The sequence below is a fragment of the Acetobacter cibinongensis genome (assembly GCF_000963925.1).
GTDB classification, from domain to species: domain Bacteria; phylum Pseudomonadota; class Alphaproteobacteria; order Acetobacterales; family Acetobacteraceae; genus Acetobacter; species Acetobacter cibinongensis.
Genome location: NZ_BAMV01000010.1, coordinates 117,137 through 134,388 on the forward strand (window position 1 = coordinate 117,137; position 17,252 = coordinate 134,388).

At 57.2% G+C, this 17,252-nt stretch carries 12 protein-coding genes; 6 read left to right on the forward strand and 6 right to left on the reverse strand.

What is annotated here, in order from left to right; genetic code table 11:
• Positions 1-167 precede the first annotated feature (167 nt).
• From Abci_RS06290 to zapE, 5 genes are all read right to left on the reverse strand, one after another.
• Positions 168-1,205, reverse strand: a complete 1,038-nt coding sequence (locus Abci_RS06290) for a L,D-transpeptidase (protein WP_048838296.1) — start codon at positions 1,203-1,205, stop codon at positions 168-170.
• Positions 1,206-1,250: 45 nt separating this feature from the next.
• Positions 1,251-2,978 (reverse strand): dihydrolipoyl dehydrogenase, encoded by a 1,728-nt coding sequence (lpdA, locus tag Abci_RS06295; protein WP_048838343.1) that lies wholly within the window; start codon positions 2,976-2,978, stop codon positions 1,251-1,253.
• 79 nt (positions 2,979-3,057) lie between these two features.
• Positions 3,058-4,299: a 2-oxoglutarate dehydrogenase complex dihydrolipoyllysine-residue succinyltransferase gene (gene odhB, locus Abci_RS06300; RefSeq protein WP_048838297.1), complete on the reverse strand. Its 1,242-nt coding sequence runs from the start codon at positions 4,297-4,299 to the stop codon at positions 3,058-3,060.
• Positions 4,300-4,413: 114 nt separating this feature from the next.
• Complete coding sequence (locus Abci_RS06305) at positions 4,414-7,287, reverse strand: 2-oxoglutarate dehydrogenase E1 component (RefSeq protein WP_048838298.1); 2,874 nt, start codon at positions 7,285-7,287, stop codon at positions 4,414-4,416.
• Between the two features lie 282 nt (positions 7,288-7,569).
• Positions 7,570-8,763: a cell division protein ZapE gene (gene zapE / locus Abci_RS06310; RefSeq protein WP_048838299.1), complete on the reverse strand. Its 1,194-nt coding sequence runs from the start codon at positions 8,761-8,763 to the stop codon at positions 7,570-7,572.
• Between the two features lie 132 nt (positions 8,764-8,895).
• On the opposite strand from zapE, the gene Abci_RS06315 reads away from it, so the two are divergent.
• Positions 8,896-9,234 carry a carboxymuconolactone decarboxylase family protein gene (locus Abci_RS06315; protein ID WP_048838300.1) on the forward strand — a complete coding sequence of 113 codons (339 nt, stop codon included), beginning with the start codon at positions 8,896-8,898 and terminating at the stop codon, positions 9,232-9,234.
• 185 nt (positions 9,235-9,419) lie between these two features.
• Here the strand turns inward: Abci_RS06315 and Abci_RS06320 are convergent, their stop codons facing one another.
• On the reverse strand, positions 9,420-11,624 hold the full coding sequence (locus tag Abci_RS06320; RefSeq protein WP_244877600.1) for a ComEC/Rec2 family competence protein: 2,205 nt from the start codon (positions 11,622-11,624) through the stop codon (positions 9,420-9,422).
• 85 nt (positions 11,625-11,709) lie between these two features.
• Between Abci_RS06320 and gltX the strand changes: the two genes are divergently transcribed.
• From gltX to dprA, 5 genes are read left to right on the forward strand one after another with little or no spacing between them, the layout of a single operon-like run.
• Entirely contained in the window at positions 11,710-13,116 is a 1,407-nt protein-coding gene (gltX, locus tag Abci_RS06325) for a glutamate--tRNA ligase (RefSeq protein WP_048838345.1), read from the forward strand.
• Positions 13,109-14,050 carry an aspartate carbamoyltransferase catalytic subunit gene (locus Abci_RS06330; RefSeq protein WP_048838301.1) on the forward strand — a complete coding sequence of 314 codons (942 nt, stop codon included), beginning with the start codon at positions 13,109-13,111 and terminating at the stop codon, positions 14,048-14,050. Before gltX ends, Abci_RS06330 begins: the two co-directional genes overlap by 8 nt.
• Complete coding sequence (locus Abci_RS06335) at positions 14,047-15,339, forward strand: dihydroorotase (protein ID WP_048838302.1); 1,293 nt, start codon at positions 14,047-14,049, stop codon at positions 15,337-15,339. Before Abci_RS06330 ends, Abci_RS06335 begins: the two co-directional genes overlap by 4 nt.
• Positions 15,336-15,980 (forward strand): glycerol-3-phosphate 1-O-acyltransferase PlsY, encoded by a 645-nt coding sequence (plsY, locus tag Abci_RS06340; protein WP_048838303.1) that lies wholly within the window; start codon positions 15,336-15,338, stop codon positions 15,978-15,980. Before Abci_RS06335 ends, plsY begins: the two co-directional genes overlap by 4 nt.
• Positions 15,981-15,990: 10 nt before the next feature.
• Positions 15,991-17,241, forward strand: coding sequence for a DNA-processing protein DprA (gene dprA / locus Abci_RS06345; RefSeq protein WP_244877601.1), 1,251 nt, complete (start codon positions 15,991-15,993; stop codon positions 17,239-17,241).
• Positions 17,242-17,252: the final 11 nt, after the last annotated feature.

The following is a 17,252-nucleotide window of genomic DNA, read 5'->3' on the forward strand; positions in this document are numbered from 1 at the left end:
CCGGTAAGGGAAAGTGCTCTAAACGCGTGTTGTTACAACATCTGCGTACCGTTATACCACTCTCCTTACGGGATGCCTGCCTCTCACTACCTCTTGAGCTTTAAATATCCGTTCACATTTCTGAAAAAAACGGGACCCGCTCGGGGCGTAGCCCGCTTTCCAGACTTTTAACCTCTTGAGGCCGCACCGTGCGGTTTAGTCGTGCTTTTGGCATCTGCTGTATTCACGCTCATAACCTCTGGCATATCTGCGGTATCGACCACAATTACGCTAGCTCCCGCCAGAGGAGAGGGCGTGCGGTCAGGCCGCAGAAGCGCTTTGAAGCGTTCATCAATAGCTGACATGCGCTCATATTCCGCATCAATCAGCCCATGCTTGTCAAAAAACACATTCAGAGCCGCCGGAATACGAATGCAGCCTTCAGACGCCGTGTGCCCTAACCGGCTTTCCAGATAAACGGGGTCTGTTGCGTGCATCTCCAGCCGGATCTGCCCTTTTTCACGGCTAGGTAGCCAGCCTTTTTCGGCCCATTGCCACCCGAAATCCCACACGCGCATCCCCTTGATGCCGTTGCCCATAATACCGTTTTCATTCTTGGTGCCCAAAGCACGATAACCAAGAATATCAGCCGTATTCTGGAAAACCCCCGTAGGCGTAATGTAATAAAATTTCCGGCCTGTTGTGCCTGTAGAGACCTTTGTACTGCCTATCACCTGCCAGTCAGAGCTATGCGGCAACGCCAGAAAAATACACAGCCTCTGCACCGCCGGATTACGGTCCACCACAATAACAACCTGAGGCCGATCGAGCGGATAGCCGGATTCCGTCAGTTCCTTTTGGGCAAGGGAAACCCATGCCTCTTTCCGCACGGTAGGCACCTTAACGGCAGCAGGTACTTCATGCCGGAAGGCATGGTTGAGCACTGTTGCTTCCGCACGCGCCTGCTCCTCCGTCAAAATTGGGAGGGAGGGAATTTGCAGCGCAGGCGCCGCCTCTGTAACCGATTCGGGAATAATAACGGGAGAGGGTGCCCCCTCCCTGTCTGCTGCGGCACCTTGGTGCCCGGCAGTATCGGCAACAGGGGGCGGAACCTTAGAGGTATCCTGCTCCTGCGCCTGAGTGAGTTCTGGCACAAGGAGCAAACTGCCCGCCAGAAAAAGCAAGATCGGACCTTTTGCTCCGTGCACGCCATATACTCCTGTCATTCATGCCAGAAGACTATGGCACCCCTTCCCCAAAGAAGGAAATCTTCAAATATTCAGTGACCGGCCATCAGCCCCCAAGGCGGCTTCTTTCACGGCTTCGCTCAAGGTTGGATGTGCATGGCATACGCGGCCAATATCTTCAGCAGATGCGCCAAATTCAATTGCCATTGTTGCCTCTGCAATCAGTTCACCCGCTGCCGGGCCAATGATATGCACGCCCAGTACGCGGTCTGTTTTCTTACAGGCCAGAACCTTCACAAATCCGTCTGTCATGCCCAGCGCCCGGGCACGCCCGTTTGCCATGAAGGGGAATTTGCCGGTTTTGTACTCGGTTCCTTTTTCCTTCAGTTGCTCTTCTGTCAAACCAACAGATGCAACTTCCGGCCACGTATAAATAACACCGGGGATGGCGTCATAATTAACGTGCCCTGCCTGCCCTGCCAGAATTTCGGCCAGAGCAACGCCTTCTTCTTCTGCTTTATGGGCCAGCATGGGGCCTGCAATCACATCCCCAATGGCGTAAATGCCGGGTACATTGGTTGCAAAATGAGCGTCTGTGACAATGCGGCCCCGTTTATCCAGCTCAATACCGGCTTCTTCAAGGCCCATATTCTTGCTGGCCGCCGTGCGGCCCACTGCCACCAGAACAATATCAGCTTCAAGCGTTTCGGCCTGCCCACCGGCTGATGGCTCAACCGTCAGGGTAACGCCTGTCTTGGTTTTTTCGGCTTTGGTCACTTTATGACCCAGCTTCATTTTGAAACCCTGTTTCACCAGAAGTTTCTGGAACTGGGTGGCAACTTCCTTGTCCGTACCGGGAACCAGACGGTCAAGGAATTCAACAACCGTAACCTCTGCGCCAAGGCGGCCCCACACGCTGCCAAGCTCAAGGCCAATCACACCGCCGCCAATGACCACCAGCCGCTTTGGTACGGATGAAAGTTCAAGCGCACCTGTGGAGGTGACAATAACTTTCTCGTCAATTTCAATACCGGGCAGGTTGGCACTGTCACTGCCGGACGCAATGATAATGTGTTTTGCCGTAACAGCTTTACCATCGACCGTGATGCGGCCCGTGCCTTCAACCTTACCGTGACCCTTGAGCCAAGTGATGCCGTTTTTCTTGAAAAGATACTCAACACCCTTGGTGTTGGCTTCTACGATATCAGCTTTGCGGGCCTGCATTTTTGCAAGGTCAAGCTTTACACTATCAATCACAACGCCATGGGCTGCAAAATCATGGCCAGCAGCGTGGTAGTTTTCAGAAGACTGCAAGAGCGCCTTGGAGGGAATGCACCCCACATTCAAACAGGTGCCGCCAAGGGTTGCGCGTTTTTCAACACACGCCACCTTGAAGCCAAGCTGCGCGGCACGAATAGCGCCAACATATCCACCAGGGCCAGAGCCAATGACAATAACGTCGTAATCAGTCTCTTTCGGGGTTTCTGCGGCGGGTGCAGCTTTGGCTTGGGGCGCTGCTGGTTTTGCGTCTGTTTTAGCGGGAGCTGGCTTGGCAGCGGCCGCGTTTCCGGCAGCACCTTTTTCCAGCAGTGCAAGAACTGCGCCTACATCAACCTCATCGCCTTCCGCAACGGCGTGGCTCTCCAACCGACCATCAGCAGGGGATGGAACTTCTACACTGACCTTGTCTGTTTCCAGTTCTACCAGTGGCTCATCTGCCTTGACCGCATCGCCAGGCTGTTTCAGCCATTTCCCGACCGTGGCTGTGGTCACGCTTTCCCCAAGGGAAGGTACTTTAATTTCGATTGGCATGAATCTCGTCTCGCTTGCGTTCAGGGTCAGATAAGAGAAAACAGGCGGGGCCATGATTGCCCCCGCCTGTCACCGGTTCTCAGACGTCGATCAGAAGGCGGCGTGGGTCTTCCACGTTCTGTTTGATACGGACCAGGAAGCTGACTGCTTCTTTCCCGTCCACAATGCGGTGGTCATAAGACAGCGCAATATACATCATCGGACGAATAACAACCTGCCCTTTTACAGCAACCGGGCGTTCCTGAATGGAGTGCATGCCCAGAATACCGGACTGCGGCGCGTTCAGGATTGGTGTGGACAGCAGAGACCCATAGATACCACCGTTGGTGATGGAGAAGGTACCGCCGGAAAGGTCATCAATTTTCAATGTCCCTTCACGCGCTGCCTTACCAAAACCGCCAATGGCTTTTTCAATCTGTGCAAAACCAAGTTTGTCAGCATCGCGAATAACCGGAACAACCAACCCATTTGGTCCGCCAACAGCAATACCAAGGTTGACATAGTCACGGTAAATCACGTCCTCGCCGTCAATTTCCGCGTTGATGGCAGGAAACTCTTTCAACGCAGCAATAACAGCACGGGAGAAAATGGACATAAAGCCCAGCTTCACACCGTGTTTTTTCACGAATGAGTCCTGATATTCCGCCCGCAGTTCCATGGCGGCGGACAGGTCAACCTCGTTAAAGGTTGTCAGGATAGCAGCCGTGTTCTGAGCGTCTTTCAGGCGGCGGGCGATGGTCCGGCGCAGGCGCGTCATCTTCACGCGCTCTTCACGGGGGTCATCATTCCGTGGGGGTTTGGGGGCCGCCTGCTGCTGGGCGACCGGAGGCTGGGACAGGAAGCTTTGGACGTCACCCTTCGTGATGCGCCCGTTCAGGCCTGAACCCTGACCAACCTGATCTGCGCTCAGGTTGTTTTCCGTCATAAGTTTGCGTGCAGCGGGGAGAGCCGCAGCGGCATCTATTGCCGGAGCAGCTTTTTTGTCGGCTGGGGCAGCGGCAGGAGCCGGTGCTGCGGGAGCAGCCTGCTTTTCAGTCGTTTTTTCAGCAGGGGCTGGTTGTGCTGAAGGCTTGTTGCCACCGGCACCGGGTTCCAGTGTTGTCAGCACCGCACCAACTTCCACCTCGTCCCCTTCCTTCACCGCTGCCGTGCCGAGCACACCAGCTTGCGGGGCAGACACTTCAACGCTGACCTTGTCTGTTTCAAGCTCAACAATCGGTTCATCCGCAGCCACGGCATCGCCGGCTTTTTTCAGCCATTTAGCAATGGTTGCAGTGGTAACGCTTTCACCTAGTGTCGGCACCTTGATCTCGACTGACATCTCTATCCCCATTTTCTTCAAACATGCACCGGTGGGGTTTTATACACCAGAGCCCACCTGTCGTTTCTCATCCGTTTTCCAAGCATGGATGACCTGCTCAGACAGTTCCGTATTTCAGTCTGTTTTCTTCACGCCCAACGCTCTGGCAATGAGGTCAGCCTGCTCCGCAGCATGAATACGGGCAAGACCCGTTGCAGGGCTGGCGGCCGCAGCACGCCCCACATAAGCTGGACGACCTGCTTTATGTTTGGCAGCGACAAGTGCTTTTTCGATACGTCTGTCAGCAAAGTGCCAAGCTCCGCCATTTTCCGTTTCTTCCTGACACCACACAACCTGCGCGTTCGGATAGCGCTTCAGTTCAGCAGCCAAGGCGGCTTCAGGGAACGGATAAAGCTGCTCAAGACGCAGGATGGCTACCTTGTTCAGCTCTTTCTCGCGCCGTTCTGCCAGCAGGTCATAATAGACCTTGCCAGAACACAGCACGACACGCTCAATCTCGGCATCCGCAGCCAGAGCGTCAATTTCTCCCAGCACAGGCTGGAAGCGCGTACCCGGCCCAAACTCCGTCAGAGCAGAGACTGCCAGCTTATGACGCAGCAGAGACTTTGGCTCCATAAGGATCAAAGGTTTACGATAATCCAGCTTCAACTGGCGACGCAGGGCGTGGAAGTAGTTTGCTGGCGTTGTAATGTTGCAGACAAACATGTTGTCTTCCGCACACAACTGCAAATACCGCTCCAGACGCGCAGAAGAATGTTCTGGCCCCTGCCCTTCGTACCCGTGTGGCAACAGCATGACCAAGCCGGACATACGCAGCCATTTGGTTTCACCTGAGGCTATGAACTGGTCAATAATAACCTGTGCACAGTTGGAGAAGTCCCCAAACTGGGCTTCCCACAACACGAGTGTTTGCGGGTTACGGAGCGAATATCCGTATTCAAACCCGAGCACCCCGTATTCTGAAAGAAACGAGTTCCAGATCTCAATTTTTGCCTGCTCAGGCTGAATATGATTGAGCGGCGTGTATTGGCTCTGATTAGTCTGATCAATCAGTGTGGCATGGCGTTGGCTGAATGTGCCACGCTGGCAGTCTTCACCAGACAGACGCACACGGTGGTTTTCCAGCAAAAGAGAACCGAAACCCAGTGCTTCACCCGTTGCCCAGTCAAACCCTTCGCCGGTCTCAAACATAGCCGCCTTGGCTTTAAGCTGACGGGCAATTTTTGAGTTCAGGTCAAAATTATCAGGAACAGTGGCCAGCGCTGCCCCAATGGTTTTCAGTTTATCCTGTGCAATCCCGGTTTCCGGGTAGGCGCTTTCCACCTTGCCAGTTGGCGCTGTCAGGCCGGACCAGCCACCTTCCAGCCAGTCAGCCTTGTTCACCTTGTAGGACTGTGCGGCTTTGTAGTCCGCATCCAGCCGTTCAAAAAACGCATCCCACTGTGCTTTTACGTCAGCCTCCGTCACCACACCTGCGGCGATAAGGCGCTTGGAATATAGTGCGTGTGGCGTTTCATGCTCGGCAATGGCTTTGTACATAACCGGCTGCGTGAAAGCAGGTTCGTCCGTCTCATTGTGCCCGTGGCGGCGATAGCAGACGATATCCAGCACGATGTCACTGGCAAAGGCCTGCCGGTAATCTTCTGCCAGACGGGAGGCATAAATAACCGCCTCTGCATCATCACCATTCACATGCAGCACAGGCGCTTCAATGGCTTTGGCGACATCCGTGCCGTAAACGCCGGAATGACCGTTTTCAGGGTTGGTTGTAAACCCAACCTGGTTGTTGACCACCATGTGAATGGTGCCACCTGTCCGGTACCCTTTGAGCTGAGACATGGAGAATGTCTCATACACAATGCCCTGACCGGCAAAGGCTGCGTCACCATGGATAACAATACCCATGTGCGCTGAGCGGTTTTCCGTATCGCCTGTGTCGTCCTGAATAGCGCGCACTTTGCCGCACACAACCGGGTCAACTGCTTCAAGGTGAGACGGGTTCGGCTGGAGCGAAATATGAACGGAGTGGCCGCCCACTTCCACATCCGTGGAGGAGCCCAGATGGTACTTCACATCGCCTGAACCCGCGACGTCATCCGGCTTGAAAGACCCACCAGCAAATTCATTAAAAATGGCCACATAGGGCTTGCGAACCACATTGACCAAGGTGTTGAGGCGGCCACGATGCGCCATGCCAATGGTCACAGACCGGACGCCCTGACTGGCCCCCTGATCAATAATGGCGTGCAGAGAGGGAATGGAAATTTCCCCGCCCTCAAGCCCAAACCGTTTGGCACCCACGTACCGTTTCTGACAGAAGGACTCAAAGCCCTCGGCTTCAGTCAGGTTCTGCAGAATAGCTTTCTGCTCTTCGGGTGTAACGGCTTTCTGCCAGTTATCGCCTTCAAGACGTTGGCGGAACCACTCACGCTGTTCCTCATTGCGGGCATAGAGATATTCCGCGCCGATGGTATGGCAATAGACCCCGCGCAAGGACGCAACAACGTCCTTGATCTTGGCGGATGGCCCCTTGAGCAGAGGTTGAAGCAGCGAGCCTATATAGACCTCACGATTCTGGTCCTTATCGCCAAAACCATAGGTTGCGAGCGCAAGCTCCTTACGGGGCTGAGGCACTTTAAGGCCAAGCGGGTCCAGCGTGGCTTCAAGGTGCCCATATTCCCGGTAAGCCCGGACAAGGCGTGCAATCGCCAAGCTGTCTTCAGCAGCCAGACCACCAACAGCGCTGCCTTTGGCCCCTTTTGCCACAGGCTCTGGCTCATCACCCGTAATGATGGACGCACGGGGAGCCCATGACGGCCCTACAGCGTCTTTCAGGACGGCGGCTTCTTCCTCTTCCAGAGAACTGAAGAGTTCATCAAAGGAGGGATCTACTGTTTTGTGATCCTTGGCCCACTGGGCGTACAGATCAGCAAGATAGGCAATATTGGCCCCGTTAAGCGCCGTTGCCAGTACATCTGAAGCTGCCATGTCAGACTCCTTCCCGTTGCGGGGCCAGCCCGAACTGGTGGCCTTGCATTGTGTCATTCCCGAACAAAACCCGGACCATGTTTTTCTTCATCCCACATCTCAGTGCAGGATGCCCTGCCTTGCCCTGTCGTGACGAAAAGGTGCCGGTTATAGCGCTACACATGCTGCCCCTGCATCCTTCCTGCACTCATGCATTCGTTCTTCCGGCCAAAGGCGCTGTGCCTCTGGCCACTCTGTGATTTTGCTAGACCGCTGCTGCATCGGGAACAAGAGAGCCGCCTGTCACGCTCTTGAGAGGCCATGTGCGGCCTGTGCGGCCTTGGCACCCTGTGCCAGCCAGCTCTCGCTCCCCATCTCAGCAAGACGTGATGCGGTGCGGGCAAAAGCATCCGCCCCATCACCGGTGGTAAAGAGCTGGTCAGGGGTAGCCTCCGCCGTGGCAAACAGCAGATTCCCGTTGTCATACAAGGCATCAATCAGGGTAATGAAGCGCCGTGCGAGGTTGGCATCGTCCTGTCCCATTTTGGGAATGTCATCTATGATCAGAACGGTGAACTGCTTTGCGAGCGCCAGATAGTCGTTTGGACCACGGGGCTTTCCACACAAAGAGTTGAAATCAAACCGGGCCACGGGGCCAGCAGCCTGATCCACCTCAAAGCTACGACCACTGAACTCCAGCGTCACAGGTTTGGGCTTTTCCTGCCCGGCATAGCGGGTAAAAATCTCGTCCAGCCTTTGTTTGCCGCGCTTGTCTGCGGGCACAAGCCATGTTTCCCGGTCCTGCTGCCGCCCACGGCGGTAATCCCGTTGCGAATCAAGCTCCACTGTGTCCAGTTCCCGCTTGATAATGGCAATGAACGGCTTGAAAGCATCCGCCCCCGGCTTGTTCTGGAACAGCTCACCAGGGTCTGTGTTGGACGTGGCGACAATAATAACATTGGCGGCAAAAAGAGCTTCAAACAGCCGCCCCAAAATCATGGCGTCTGCAATGTCATTCACCTGAAATTCATCAAAGCACAAAAGCTGTGCCCGACCTGCGATAGTTTTAGCTAACGGCGGGATAGGGTCTGTCATGCCGGGGTTGGCAGCCTTGAGAGCATGAAGCTTCTGGTGCACATCCTGCATGAAGCGCAGAAAATGAATACGCTCCTTCCGTTGCACCGGCGCACAGGCAAAGAACAGATCCATCACCATGGTTTTGCCACGCCCAACGCGGCCTACAATATACAAGCCACGCGGGTGCTGGGGTGGCGCAGGCGCTTTAATGCGCTGCACAAGCCCGGCCAGCAGCCCTTTGGCCGCTGGCTGAGGGGCTGGCATGTGGTCCAACTCCTGCCAAAGCCGGTCCAGCCGCTCAATTACCCGTTTCTGGTCTGGGTCACTTGTAAGGTCGCCTGACGCAATGCGCGCCTGATAAACCGCCATAGGCCCTTGCTGTGCCACCGTGTGTGCCTCGTTCTTGTTATTCTCGTTCATACCTTACGCCGATAGCGGGGAGCCACCCCACTGAGCAAGGGGCCTGAACCTCTCCTAACCGTGTCGTGACAGGCCACGCTGCTTTCTGCTGCATTCTAGAGGGTTTTTGTTAACAAAAACAGGACACAGCACATGACTGACTGGAATGCCTACCGCACGCACCTGAGCCAGAACGTAAAAGTACTGGCCAAACTGTCCCCCAATACCCTCAAGGGGTTACAGACCCTTGAAACCCCTGAACCAGACAAAAAACATCTGGACGACAAAACGCGGGAGCTGATCTCTCTGGCAGTCGCGGTCACCACACGCTGCGATGGGTGTATTGCGGTTCATACTGTAGGCGCCAAAAAAGCTGGCGCAACGAAGGAAGAGATAGCCGAGGCTCTGGGCGTAGCGGTAGCGCTGAACGCCGGTGCAGCTCTTGTGTATTCCAGCCGGGCGCTGGATGCGTTCGACACCGTGCAAGACTAAACGTGCAAGACTAAAACAGACTCTAGCTGCCAGCAGGACGGTGTCTCGCAACGGCATGATGCTCAGAACAGCATCGCATTGTCCTGCTGGTCGTTAAAAAGTGGGTTTGTCAGAGGCAAGGCAGGCCATCCGTACACAGCGCCTAGACGCACCGATAATAAGGGCGTCGAGGTCTGTTAATCGTTCTATTCTGCCTGCGCCAACGGCAGATTAGGGTGCCCATGCCCTCCGGGTTTTAAAACCCATGGCCGCGTGCCCTGCCACGCACGGTCTGTTTGGAGGTCAACCGCTTTCGCGGTCGCAAACACAGTCTGCGCGCCATTTCGCCATGCGGAAAAACGATCAAGCCGCAACGGCACATTCGGACAGGACTGGCGCAACGGGGCAGAACTGATAACGGCATCCGCGCCTTTACAAACGGCATCAGGCAAACCTTGCATCCCATCTGAGCGGTCATGCAGCCTTAACAAAAAGACCTTGTTAGCAGCGGAGAAAAAACACAGCCCTGCCTCGCCGTCACTATCGCAGCTTAACGCGCCATCCAGCACTTCATCCTGCACGGGAAACGGCTTTATGGTTTGGGCTGCCACCGCCTGCTGCCATGCGACACCTAGCCACGCGGCATCGCGAGATTGGCCACCAACCCACAGTGTTTTTTGCTGATACAGCCCCACCATACCCCCATCCGGGCTAATCATCATGGTTGGGCGCAACACCACAAATGGGACCAGCAAGCCAACACCAACCGGCGCAAGCCCCCAGAAACGCCATGTTTGCCGCCATAAGCACAGCCAACACAGCCCTAATATAATAAGCCCCAAAGCCCAGGGGGGCATTGCCGGCACCATAATGCGGGCAGCAGGCCACTGCACTACCACACGCGCCGAAGCGATAATAAGCCGCACACCCCACCCCATAGGGATGAGTGCCAATGCCTCACCATGAAACGGGACCAGAACGAGGGCCACCAAGCCTAACGGCATCACCCAGAGCGCCATCACAGGCACGACAAACAGGTTCGCAATAACAAAGAAGGGTTGTATTTGGCCAAAATGCGCCATCACAACAGGCAGGGTTGATAAACCAGCCAAAAGGCTCGTCAAACCCAAGACCAGAGCATGGTGTGTAGCCCTATGTGCCAGTTGTAACCACGCAGGCTTGAAGGTCAAAGCCCGAAAGGCGGCAAGTTTAGGCCCGGCAACCTCATAGCCCGCAGCAAGCGCCATCACTGCGACAAAGGACATCTGAAAAGCCGCACTCAGCACATACTCCGGGTGCCACACCAGCATACCCAGTGCTGCAAGCGCCAACCCGCGTAATGACACGCTCCGACGCCCGATAGACAACCCAACAACAACTACCGTTGCCATAACCAGACTGCGGATAACTGGCAGATGCAAACCGGTAAGAGCGGCGTAGCCAACCCCTCCGCCTAGCGCGACAAAGGCAGACAGTGCTTTGCACGGCCAACGCAAACTGGCCCACTCCCATCGGGCAAATGCCAGTCTGGCCGCCACCATAATCACGGTCATGACAAGACCCAGATGCAGCCCGGCAACCGCGAGCACATGCGCCAATCCTGAAACCGCAAACTCCTGACGGACAGTTTGTGGAATGCTGGCTGTTTCTCCCGTCAGCAAAGTCGTAGCCACAGCCCCTACAGCGCCAGGCAATACGGCGCGAATACGCTGATCAAGCGCCTCCCGCACAGGCTCAAGCTGCACTGTAAACCCGATGCCTCTGGGCGTGGTTGTATTCAGGCGCTCAACGGGGTCCAGCACGCGCCCATATCCGGCAAGGCCTGCAAACCATGCCTCGCGTTGCATATCCCGCCCTCCCGGATACGCCGGAAAAGGAGGTGGCGTCAGCATGGCCCTGAGCCAGACCGTCTCTCCGGGAAACAGAGGCTGGGTATCATCCGGCCTTAATTTAAGGCGCAGGCTGCGGCGAAGAGGCGCCATTCCCGAATCGAGAGGGGTTTCAAACTGTGCCGCTACCACCTCGATAGTGCGGGTTGCGAGGCCTGTTTTTGGGGCCACCCCTTGCGTCACACGCCTGACCGTGCCGCTCAGTTCTATCGCACGGCGCGGGAGTTCCGGCATGGGAGCATGGCGATGCGCCGCCCCCCATGCCGATGCAAACCCGATGGCCACGGCAGCGCACCCCGTACCCAGAACCCGCCCCCAGACTGTGCCCCGCCACATCCACAGCACAACACTGCTGACACAGGCCACACCAAGAGGAAGAACCAGACCACACAATGCTGATGGCTCGGTTTGAAGCGCGAAGTACCACACACTCCCCGCCGCTACGGCCACGGGCACCCACAACACCAGACGCCTGTATTCGACCAGCAGGCGGAGTGCCATACGGTCAAACACAGGTAACACAGCCACCGCCTGTGCACAGATGGGCAGCCGCCACGCCGCCACAGCGTATGGCTACCCGCGCCCGTGCGTGATATGGGTGCGCCTTATGACGACCATCCGTACACGCTTCGCTCCGAGTCCGACCGGCCTTTTGCACATTGGCAATGCCCGCGCGGCCCTGTTCAATTTTCTTTTTGCCCGTCATCACGGCGGCGAGTTCCTCCTGCGCATTGAGGATACCGACCGTGAGCGTTCCACCCAACAGGCAGTAGACGTTATTTTTGACGGTCTGGCCTGGATGGGCATTACGGCAGATGAAGAGCCTGTTTTTCAAAGCACGCGACAGGCACGCCACGCTGAGGTAGCGCTGGAACTGCTGGCAAAAGGTCTGGCCTACAAGTGCTACTGCACGCCAGAAGAACTGAAGCAGATGCGCGAAGACGCCATGAAAAATGGCCAGCCACCCCGCTATAACGGCATGTGGCGCGACCGTGACCCCTCTGAAGCGCCTGAAGGTGCTCCCTACGCCATTCGTATCAAAGCCCCGCGAGAGGGCGAAACTGTTCTGAACGACCTTGTGCAGGGCGAAGTCCGCGTGGCCAACGCGGAAATGGATGACATGATCATCCTGCGCTCTGACGGCACCCCCACTTACCAGCACGCTGTTGTGGTGGATGACCATGACATGGCCATTACCCACGTTATCCGCGGGGATGACCACCTGACCAACACATTCCGTCAGGCCATGATCTACCGTGCCATGGGGTGGGATCTGCCCCGCTTTGGCCATCTGCCACTCATCCACGGCCCGGATGGCGCCAAACTATCCAAACGCCATGGCGCACAGTCTGTGGTGGAATTCCGGGAACAGGGTTATCTGCCTGAAGCTCTGTGCAACTACCTGCTGCGTCTGGGCTGGGGCCATGGGGATGCTGAAATCCTGTCCCGTGAAGAACAGATCAAACTGTTCGACATTGATGGCGTTGGCCGCTCCCCTTCCCGCATGGACTACGCCAAGCTGCTGCATATCAATGCCGTGTGGCTGCGTCAGGCAGATGATACCCGCCTGACCGATGATGTGATGAACCGCCTGAAAGCCCTTGAAGGCGTGCAGACGGATGACACGGTACGCGCCCGCGTTCTTGCCCTGATGCCCGGTTTGAAAGAGCGTGCCCGCACCTTGGTGGAACTGACGGAAAGTGCAGCCTTCCTTGGCCGCCATGTGCCGTTGACCTTCAATGATAAAGCCAAGAAAATTCTGACCCCCGAAGCCCGGACCATTCTGGACGGTCTGGCGCGTGAACTGGCAGCGGTAGAAGACTTCACACCAGAAGCCATTGACGCCGCCCTGCGCCGCTTTGCGGAGCGTGAAGGCCATAAACTGGGTCAGGTTGCCCAGCCTGTACGCGCCGCCGTAACCGGGTCCAACACGTCCCCCGGCATTGATGCCACGCTCTTTGCCTTGGGTAAGGACGAAACTCTGGCCCGTATTGGAGCAGCCCTGCATGCCTAGCTTTCCCGGCCGGCACACCCAGCATCTGCTTGGCCTGCAAGGCATGACGCCGGACCAGATTGAGCCGCTGCTTGATCTGGCCGAAAGCTATGCCCTGCTCAACCGGTCCCGCAAGGTCTCGCGGGACGTGTTGCGGGGCCGCACCCTGATAAACCTGTTTTTTGAAGACAGTACCCGCACCCGTACCTCGTTTGAGCTGGCGGGCAAGCGGTTGGGGGCGGACGTTATCAACATGTCTGTCGCCCAGTCTTCCGTGAACAAGGGGGAGACGCTGCTGGACACGGCAGCAACCCTCAACGCCATGCAGGCTGACCTGTTGGTCGTGCGCCATGCGCAGTCTGGCGCACCCGCCCTGCTGGCACAGAAGGTGGAAGCCTGCGTGGTGAATGCCGGGGACGGCACGCATGAGCACCCAACACAGGCGCTGCTGGATGCCCTGACCATTCGCCGCCATTGTGGCCATCTGGCTGGCCTGACCGTTGCCATTTGCGGAGATGTTGCCCATTCCCGTGTAGCGCGGTCAGACATTCACCTTCTTACCACCATGGGCAGCCGCGTGCGGGTTGTCGGGCCACCTACTCTGGTGCCAAACGCCCTTCGGCACCTTGGGGTGGAGGTTTTTCACACCATGGAGGAAGGCCTGAAGGATGTAGATGTGGTCATTATGCTCCGTCTGCAACGCGAGCGTATGTCCGCAGGGCTTATCCCGAGTGCCCGTGAATATTTCCGCTTTTATGGTCTGGACAATCGCAGGCTTGCGCTGGCCAAACCCAATGCCTTGGTAATGCACCCCGGCCCCATGAACCGTGGTGTGGAAATTGACAGTCAGGTCGCGGATTCTGACCAGAGCGTGATTCAGGAACAGGTGGAAATGGGCGTTGCCGTGCGCATGGCCGTGCTGGACCGCCTGACACGCAGCAGGCACTCAGCATGAGCACTCTCCTTTTTGAAAATGTCCGGCTTCTGGACCCGTCCGCAGAACTGGACCAACCGGGCCGCCTGCTAGTTCGCAACGGGGTTATTGAAGCCACGGATAAAGCCGGTGCTGAAGGCAAGCCTGAAGACGCACAGATCATTGACGGCCACGGGGCTGTGCTGTGCCCCGGCCTTGTGGATATGCGCGTTGAAATTGGTGAGCCAGGACACGAGTATCGTGAGACCATAGCCTCCGCAGCACGCGCTGCCTCCGCCGGTGGCATCACAACCATTGCCGTCTTACCAACCTGCGAACCCGCCATTGACAACCCTGCCCTCGTAAGGCTGCTGCGTGGCCGTGGTGAGGAAACAGGAGCCATTTCCATTCTGCCCTATGGCGCTTTGACAAAAGGGTGCAAAGGGCAGGAACTGGCGGAAATTGGCTTGCTGAACGAAGCAGGGGCCGTTGCCTTTACAGATGGCGCCCGCGCCATAGACCCAGCCCGCCTTATGCGGCAGGCCCTGACCTATGCCAGCGGCTTTAACGCCATGGTGGTGCAACACCCGGAAGAACCATCCCTCGCAGGTTCTGGCTGTGCAACTGCGGGTGAGCTTGCCACCCGCATGGGCCTGCCGGGTATTCCGACCGTAGCAGAAGCCATCATGATTGCGCGGGACATCAGACTTGCAGAACTCACGGGTGGCCGCCTGCATTTCGGCCATGTCTCAACCGGGGAAGGCGTTGAACTGATCCGTCAGGCCAAGGCCCGCGGCGTCCCTGTCACCTGCGATACCGCCCCGCATTATATTGACCTGAACGAAAACGCGATTGGCGACTTCCGTACCTACGCCAAGTTCTCCCCCCCGCTCCGGTCCGAAGCTGATCGTCTGGCGGTGTGTGCTGGGCTGGCCGATGGCACAATTGACGCCATAGCCTCCGACCACCTGCCACGTGATGCTGATGACAAGCGCCTGCCCTTTGCGCAAGCAGCAACCGGCGGTACAGGCATGGTCACACTGCTGGGTGTGACATTGGGCCGTGTGCATGATGGCACACTCACCCTGGCACAGGCCATTGCCCTGCTTACGCATAAACCCGCCGGTTTGCTGCGCTCAAAAGCAGGCACTCTGGCCAAGGGTGCCGCCGCAGACCTCTGCCTGTTTGCACCGGAACGGAGCTGGCTGGTGGAAGCAGGCTCCCTACCGGGCCGTGCACAAAATACGCCTTTTGATGGCCGTGCGCTGGAAGGCAAAGTGCTGGGTACCTGGAAAGCGGGCCGTGCTGTGTATGGGGCAACAGCAGCATGACGGAAAATCTGCCGACCTACGCGCTTTGGCTCATGGCTGCCATGGCCTTCCTTGGTTACTGCCTGGGCAGCGTACCCTTTGGCCTCATTCTGACTAATCTGGCTGGCGCGGGAGACCTGCGCAAAATTGGCTCTGGCAACATTGGTGCCACCAATGTGCTGCGGACAGGCCGCAAAGACCTTGCCGCAGCCACACTGGCGCTGGACGCAGCCAAAGGCTTTCTGGCCGTAGTGATTGCATGGATCATGACACCGCCGGATTTTGCGGCACCTATTACAGCCGTTACAGCCCTAGCCGTGGTTTTTGGGCATTGCTTCCCCATTTTCCTTGGGTTCCGCGGGGGCAAAGGGGTTGCAACGGGGCTTGGTGCCTTACTGGCCCTCTCTCCTCTCACCGGGCTGGTGGGATGTGCTGCATGGCTGGGTTTTGCCAAACTGACCCGCATTTCCTCAGCAGGAGCCATTGCCGCATTTGTCATCATGCCTGTGGTGATGCTGGCGCTGCATGATTTCAGCTTCCAGACCTCCCCCAAACCAATGGCAACACTGCTCATCAGCGTGCTGGTGCTCGCCCGCCACCACGCCAACATTGGCCGCCTCCTGAACGGGACAGAGCCTCGGGTTGAGCGCAAGGTAAAATGAGACAGCCTGCGTGACAGATCTTCTGGCCTGCCTGCGCCTTGCCCGGACCGACGGTATCGGGCCGGGGCGCTGGCGGCAGATGATAGAACGCTACCATACGCCACAATCGGCCGTTGAAGCGCTACCCCACCTGCGTATCAAAGGCCGGGCATCTTTCGCTCCCCCGCCGGTTGAGCAGATAACCCGTGAAATTGAACAGACCCTGAAGCTGGGTGGCCAGTTCCTGACTGTGCTGGACCCTGCTTACCCCCCGCAACTGCGGGCCTGCCCGGACGCGCCGCCGGTTTTATCTGTTTTGGGAGACCGTGCCGCACTCAGCAAACCGGGCGTTGGTCTGGTCGGGGCGCGCAATGCGTCCGTGCATGGTGTCCGGCTGGCAGAAAGTCTGGCAACGGATCTGGTCGAAGCAGGCCTGACAGTCATCTCCGGGTTGGCACGCGGCATTGACCGAGCCGCCCACATGGGCGCGTTGCACCGTAAAGGTGTGACGATAGCCGCCATTGCAGGCGGACTGGACCGCCCCTACCCGCCAGAAAATATACGCCTTCAGGCAGAAATTGCAGAAAAGGGCGTGGTTGTAACGGAAGCGCCCCTTGGCACCATTCCAACCGCGCGCCATTTCCCGCGCCGTAACCGTCTTATTGCCGGATTAGGACTGGGGTGTGTGGTGGTGGAGGCCGCCTTGCATTCCGGCACCCTTATTACCGCACGGCTGGCGCTGGACTATGGGCGAGAGCTTTTTGCAGTTCCCGGCACACCACTGGACCCACGCTGCCGTGGCAGTAATGACCTGCTTCGTCATGGAGCCATTCTGACTGAAAGTGCGGCTGACATTCTGGCACATCTGCCGCCCCTTTCCCGCTTCGCGTCCTTTCCGCACGGTCCACTTTCACAAGAAAATACGAGTCAGCGTGTTTTTTACCCCAGTCCTGCTGACACCCTGTTTACCTCCCCCCCCACATCAGGCCAGCCCAGCCGGGTTTCAGGCCAGAAGCCGCCTAAATCTGCTGAATTTCATTCTTTCTCTCCCGCTGATCCTGCGCAAAGTCCCCCACCCGTACAGCATGCCACTATGCAGGAAAAATTACTTGATCTGCTCTCCTTTACGCCCATACCGGTTGACGATCTGGTTAGGCACTGTCAGTTCTCAGCTTCCGCCGTCTTGACTGCGCTGACAGAACTTGAGTTGACCGAGCGCATTACGCTCCTTCCCGGAGGGCGCGTTGCCTTGGCAAATGAGGCAGGCAAGAGGGCTGATTGAAGTGCTGCTTC

Excerpts from the sequence above, each read along its gene's own strand:
- Abci_RS06290 (WP_048838296.1), bottom strand. The coding sequence starts at position 1,205 with ATGACAGGAGTATATGGCGTGCACGGAGCAAAAGGTCCGATCTTGCTT.
- lpdA (WP_048838343.1), bottom strand. The coding sequence starts at position 2,978 with ATGCCAATCGAAATTAAAGTACCTTCCCTTGGGGAAAGCGTGACCACA.
- odhB (WP_048838297.1), bottom strand. The coding sequence starts at position 4,299 with ATGTCAGTCGAGATCAAGGTGCCGACACTAGGTGAAAGCGTTACCACT.
- Abci_RS06305 (WP_048838298.1), bottom strand. The coding sequence starts at position 7,287 with ATGGCAGCTTCAGATGTACTGGCAACGGCGCTTAACGGGGCCAATATT.
- zapE (WP_048838299.1), bottom strand. The coding sequence starts at position 8,763 with ATGAACGAGAATAACAAGAACGAGGCACACACGGTGGCACAGCAAGGG.
- Abci_RS06315 (WP_048838300.1), top strand. The coding sequence starts at position 8,896 with ATGACTGACTGGAATGCCTACCGCACGCACCTGAGCCAGAACGTAAAA.
- gltX (WP_048838345.1), top strand. The coding sequence starts at position 11,710 with ATGACGACCATCCGTACACGCTTCGCTCCGAGTCCGACCGGCCTTTTG.
- Abci_RS06330 (WP_048838301.1), top strand. The coding sequence starts at position 13,109 with ATGCCTAGCTTTCCCGGCCGGCACACCCAGCATCTGCTTGGCCTGCAA.
- Abci_RS06335 (WP_048838302.1), top strand. The coding sequence starts at position 14,047 with ATGAGCACTCTCCTTTTTGAAAATGTCCGGCTTCTGGACCCGTCCGCA.
- plsY (WP_048838303.1), top strand. The coding sequence starts at position 15,336 with ATGACGGAAAATCTGCCGACCTACGCGCTTTGGCTCATGGCTGCCATG.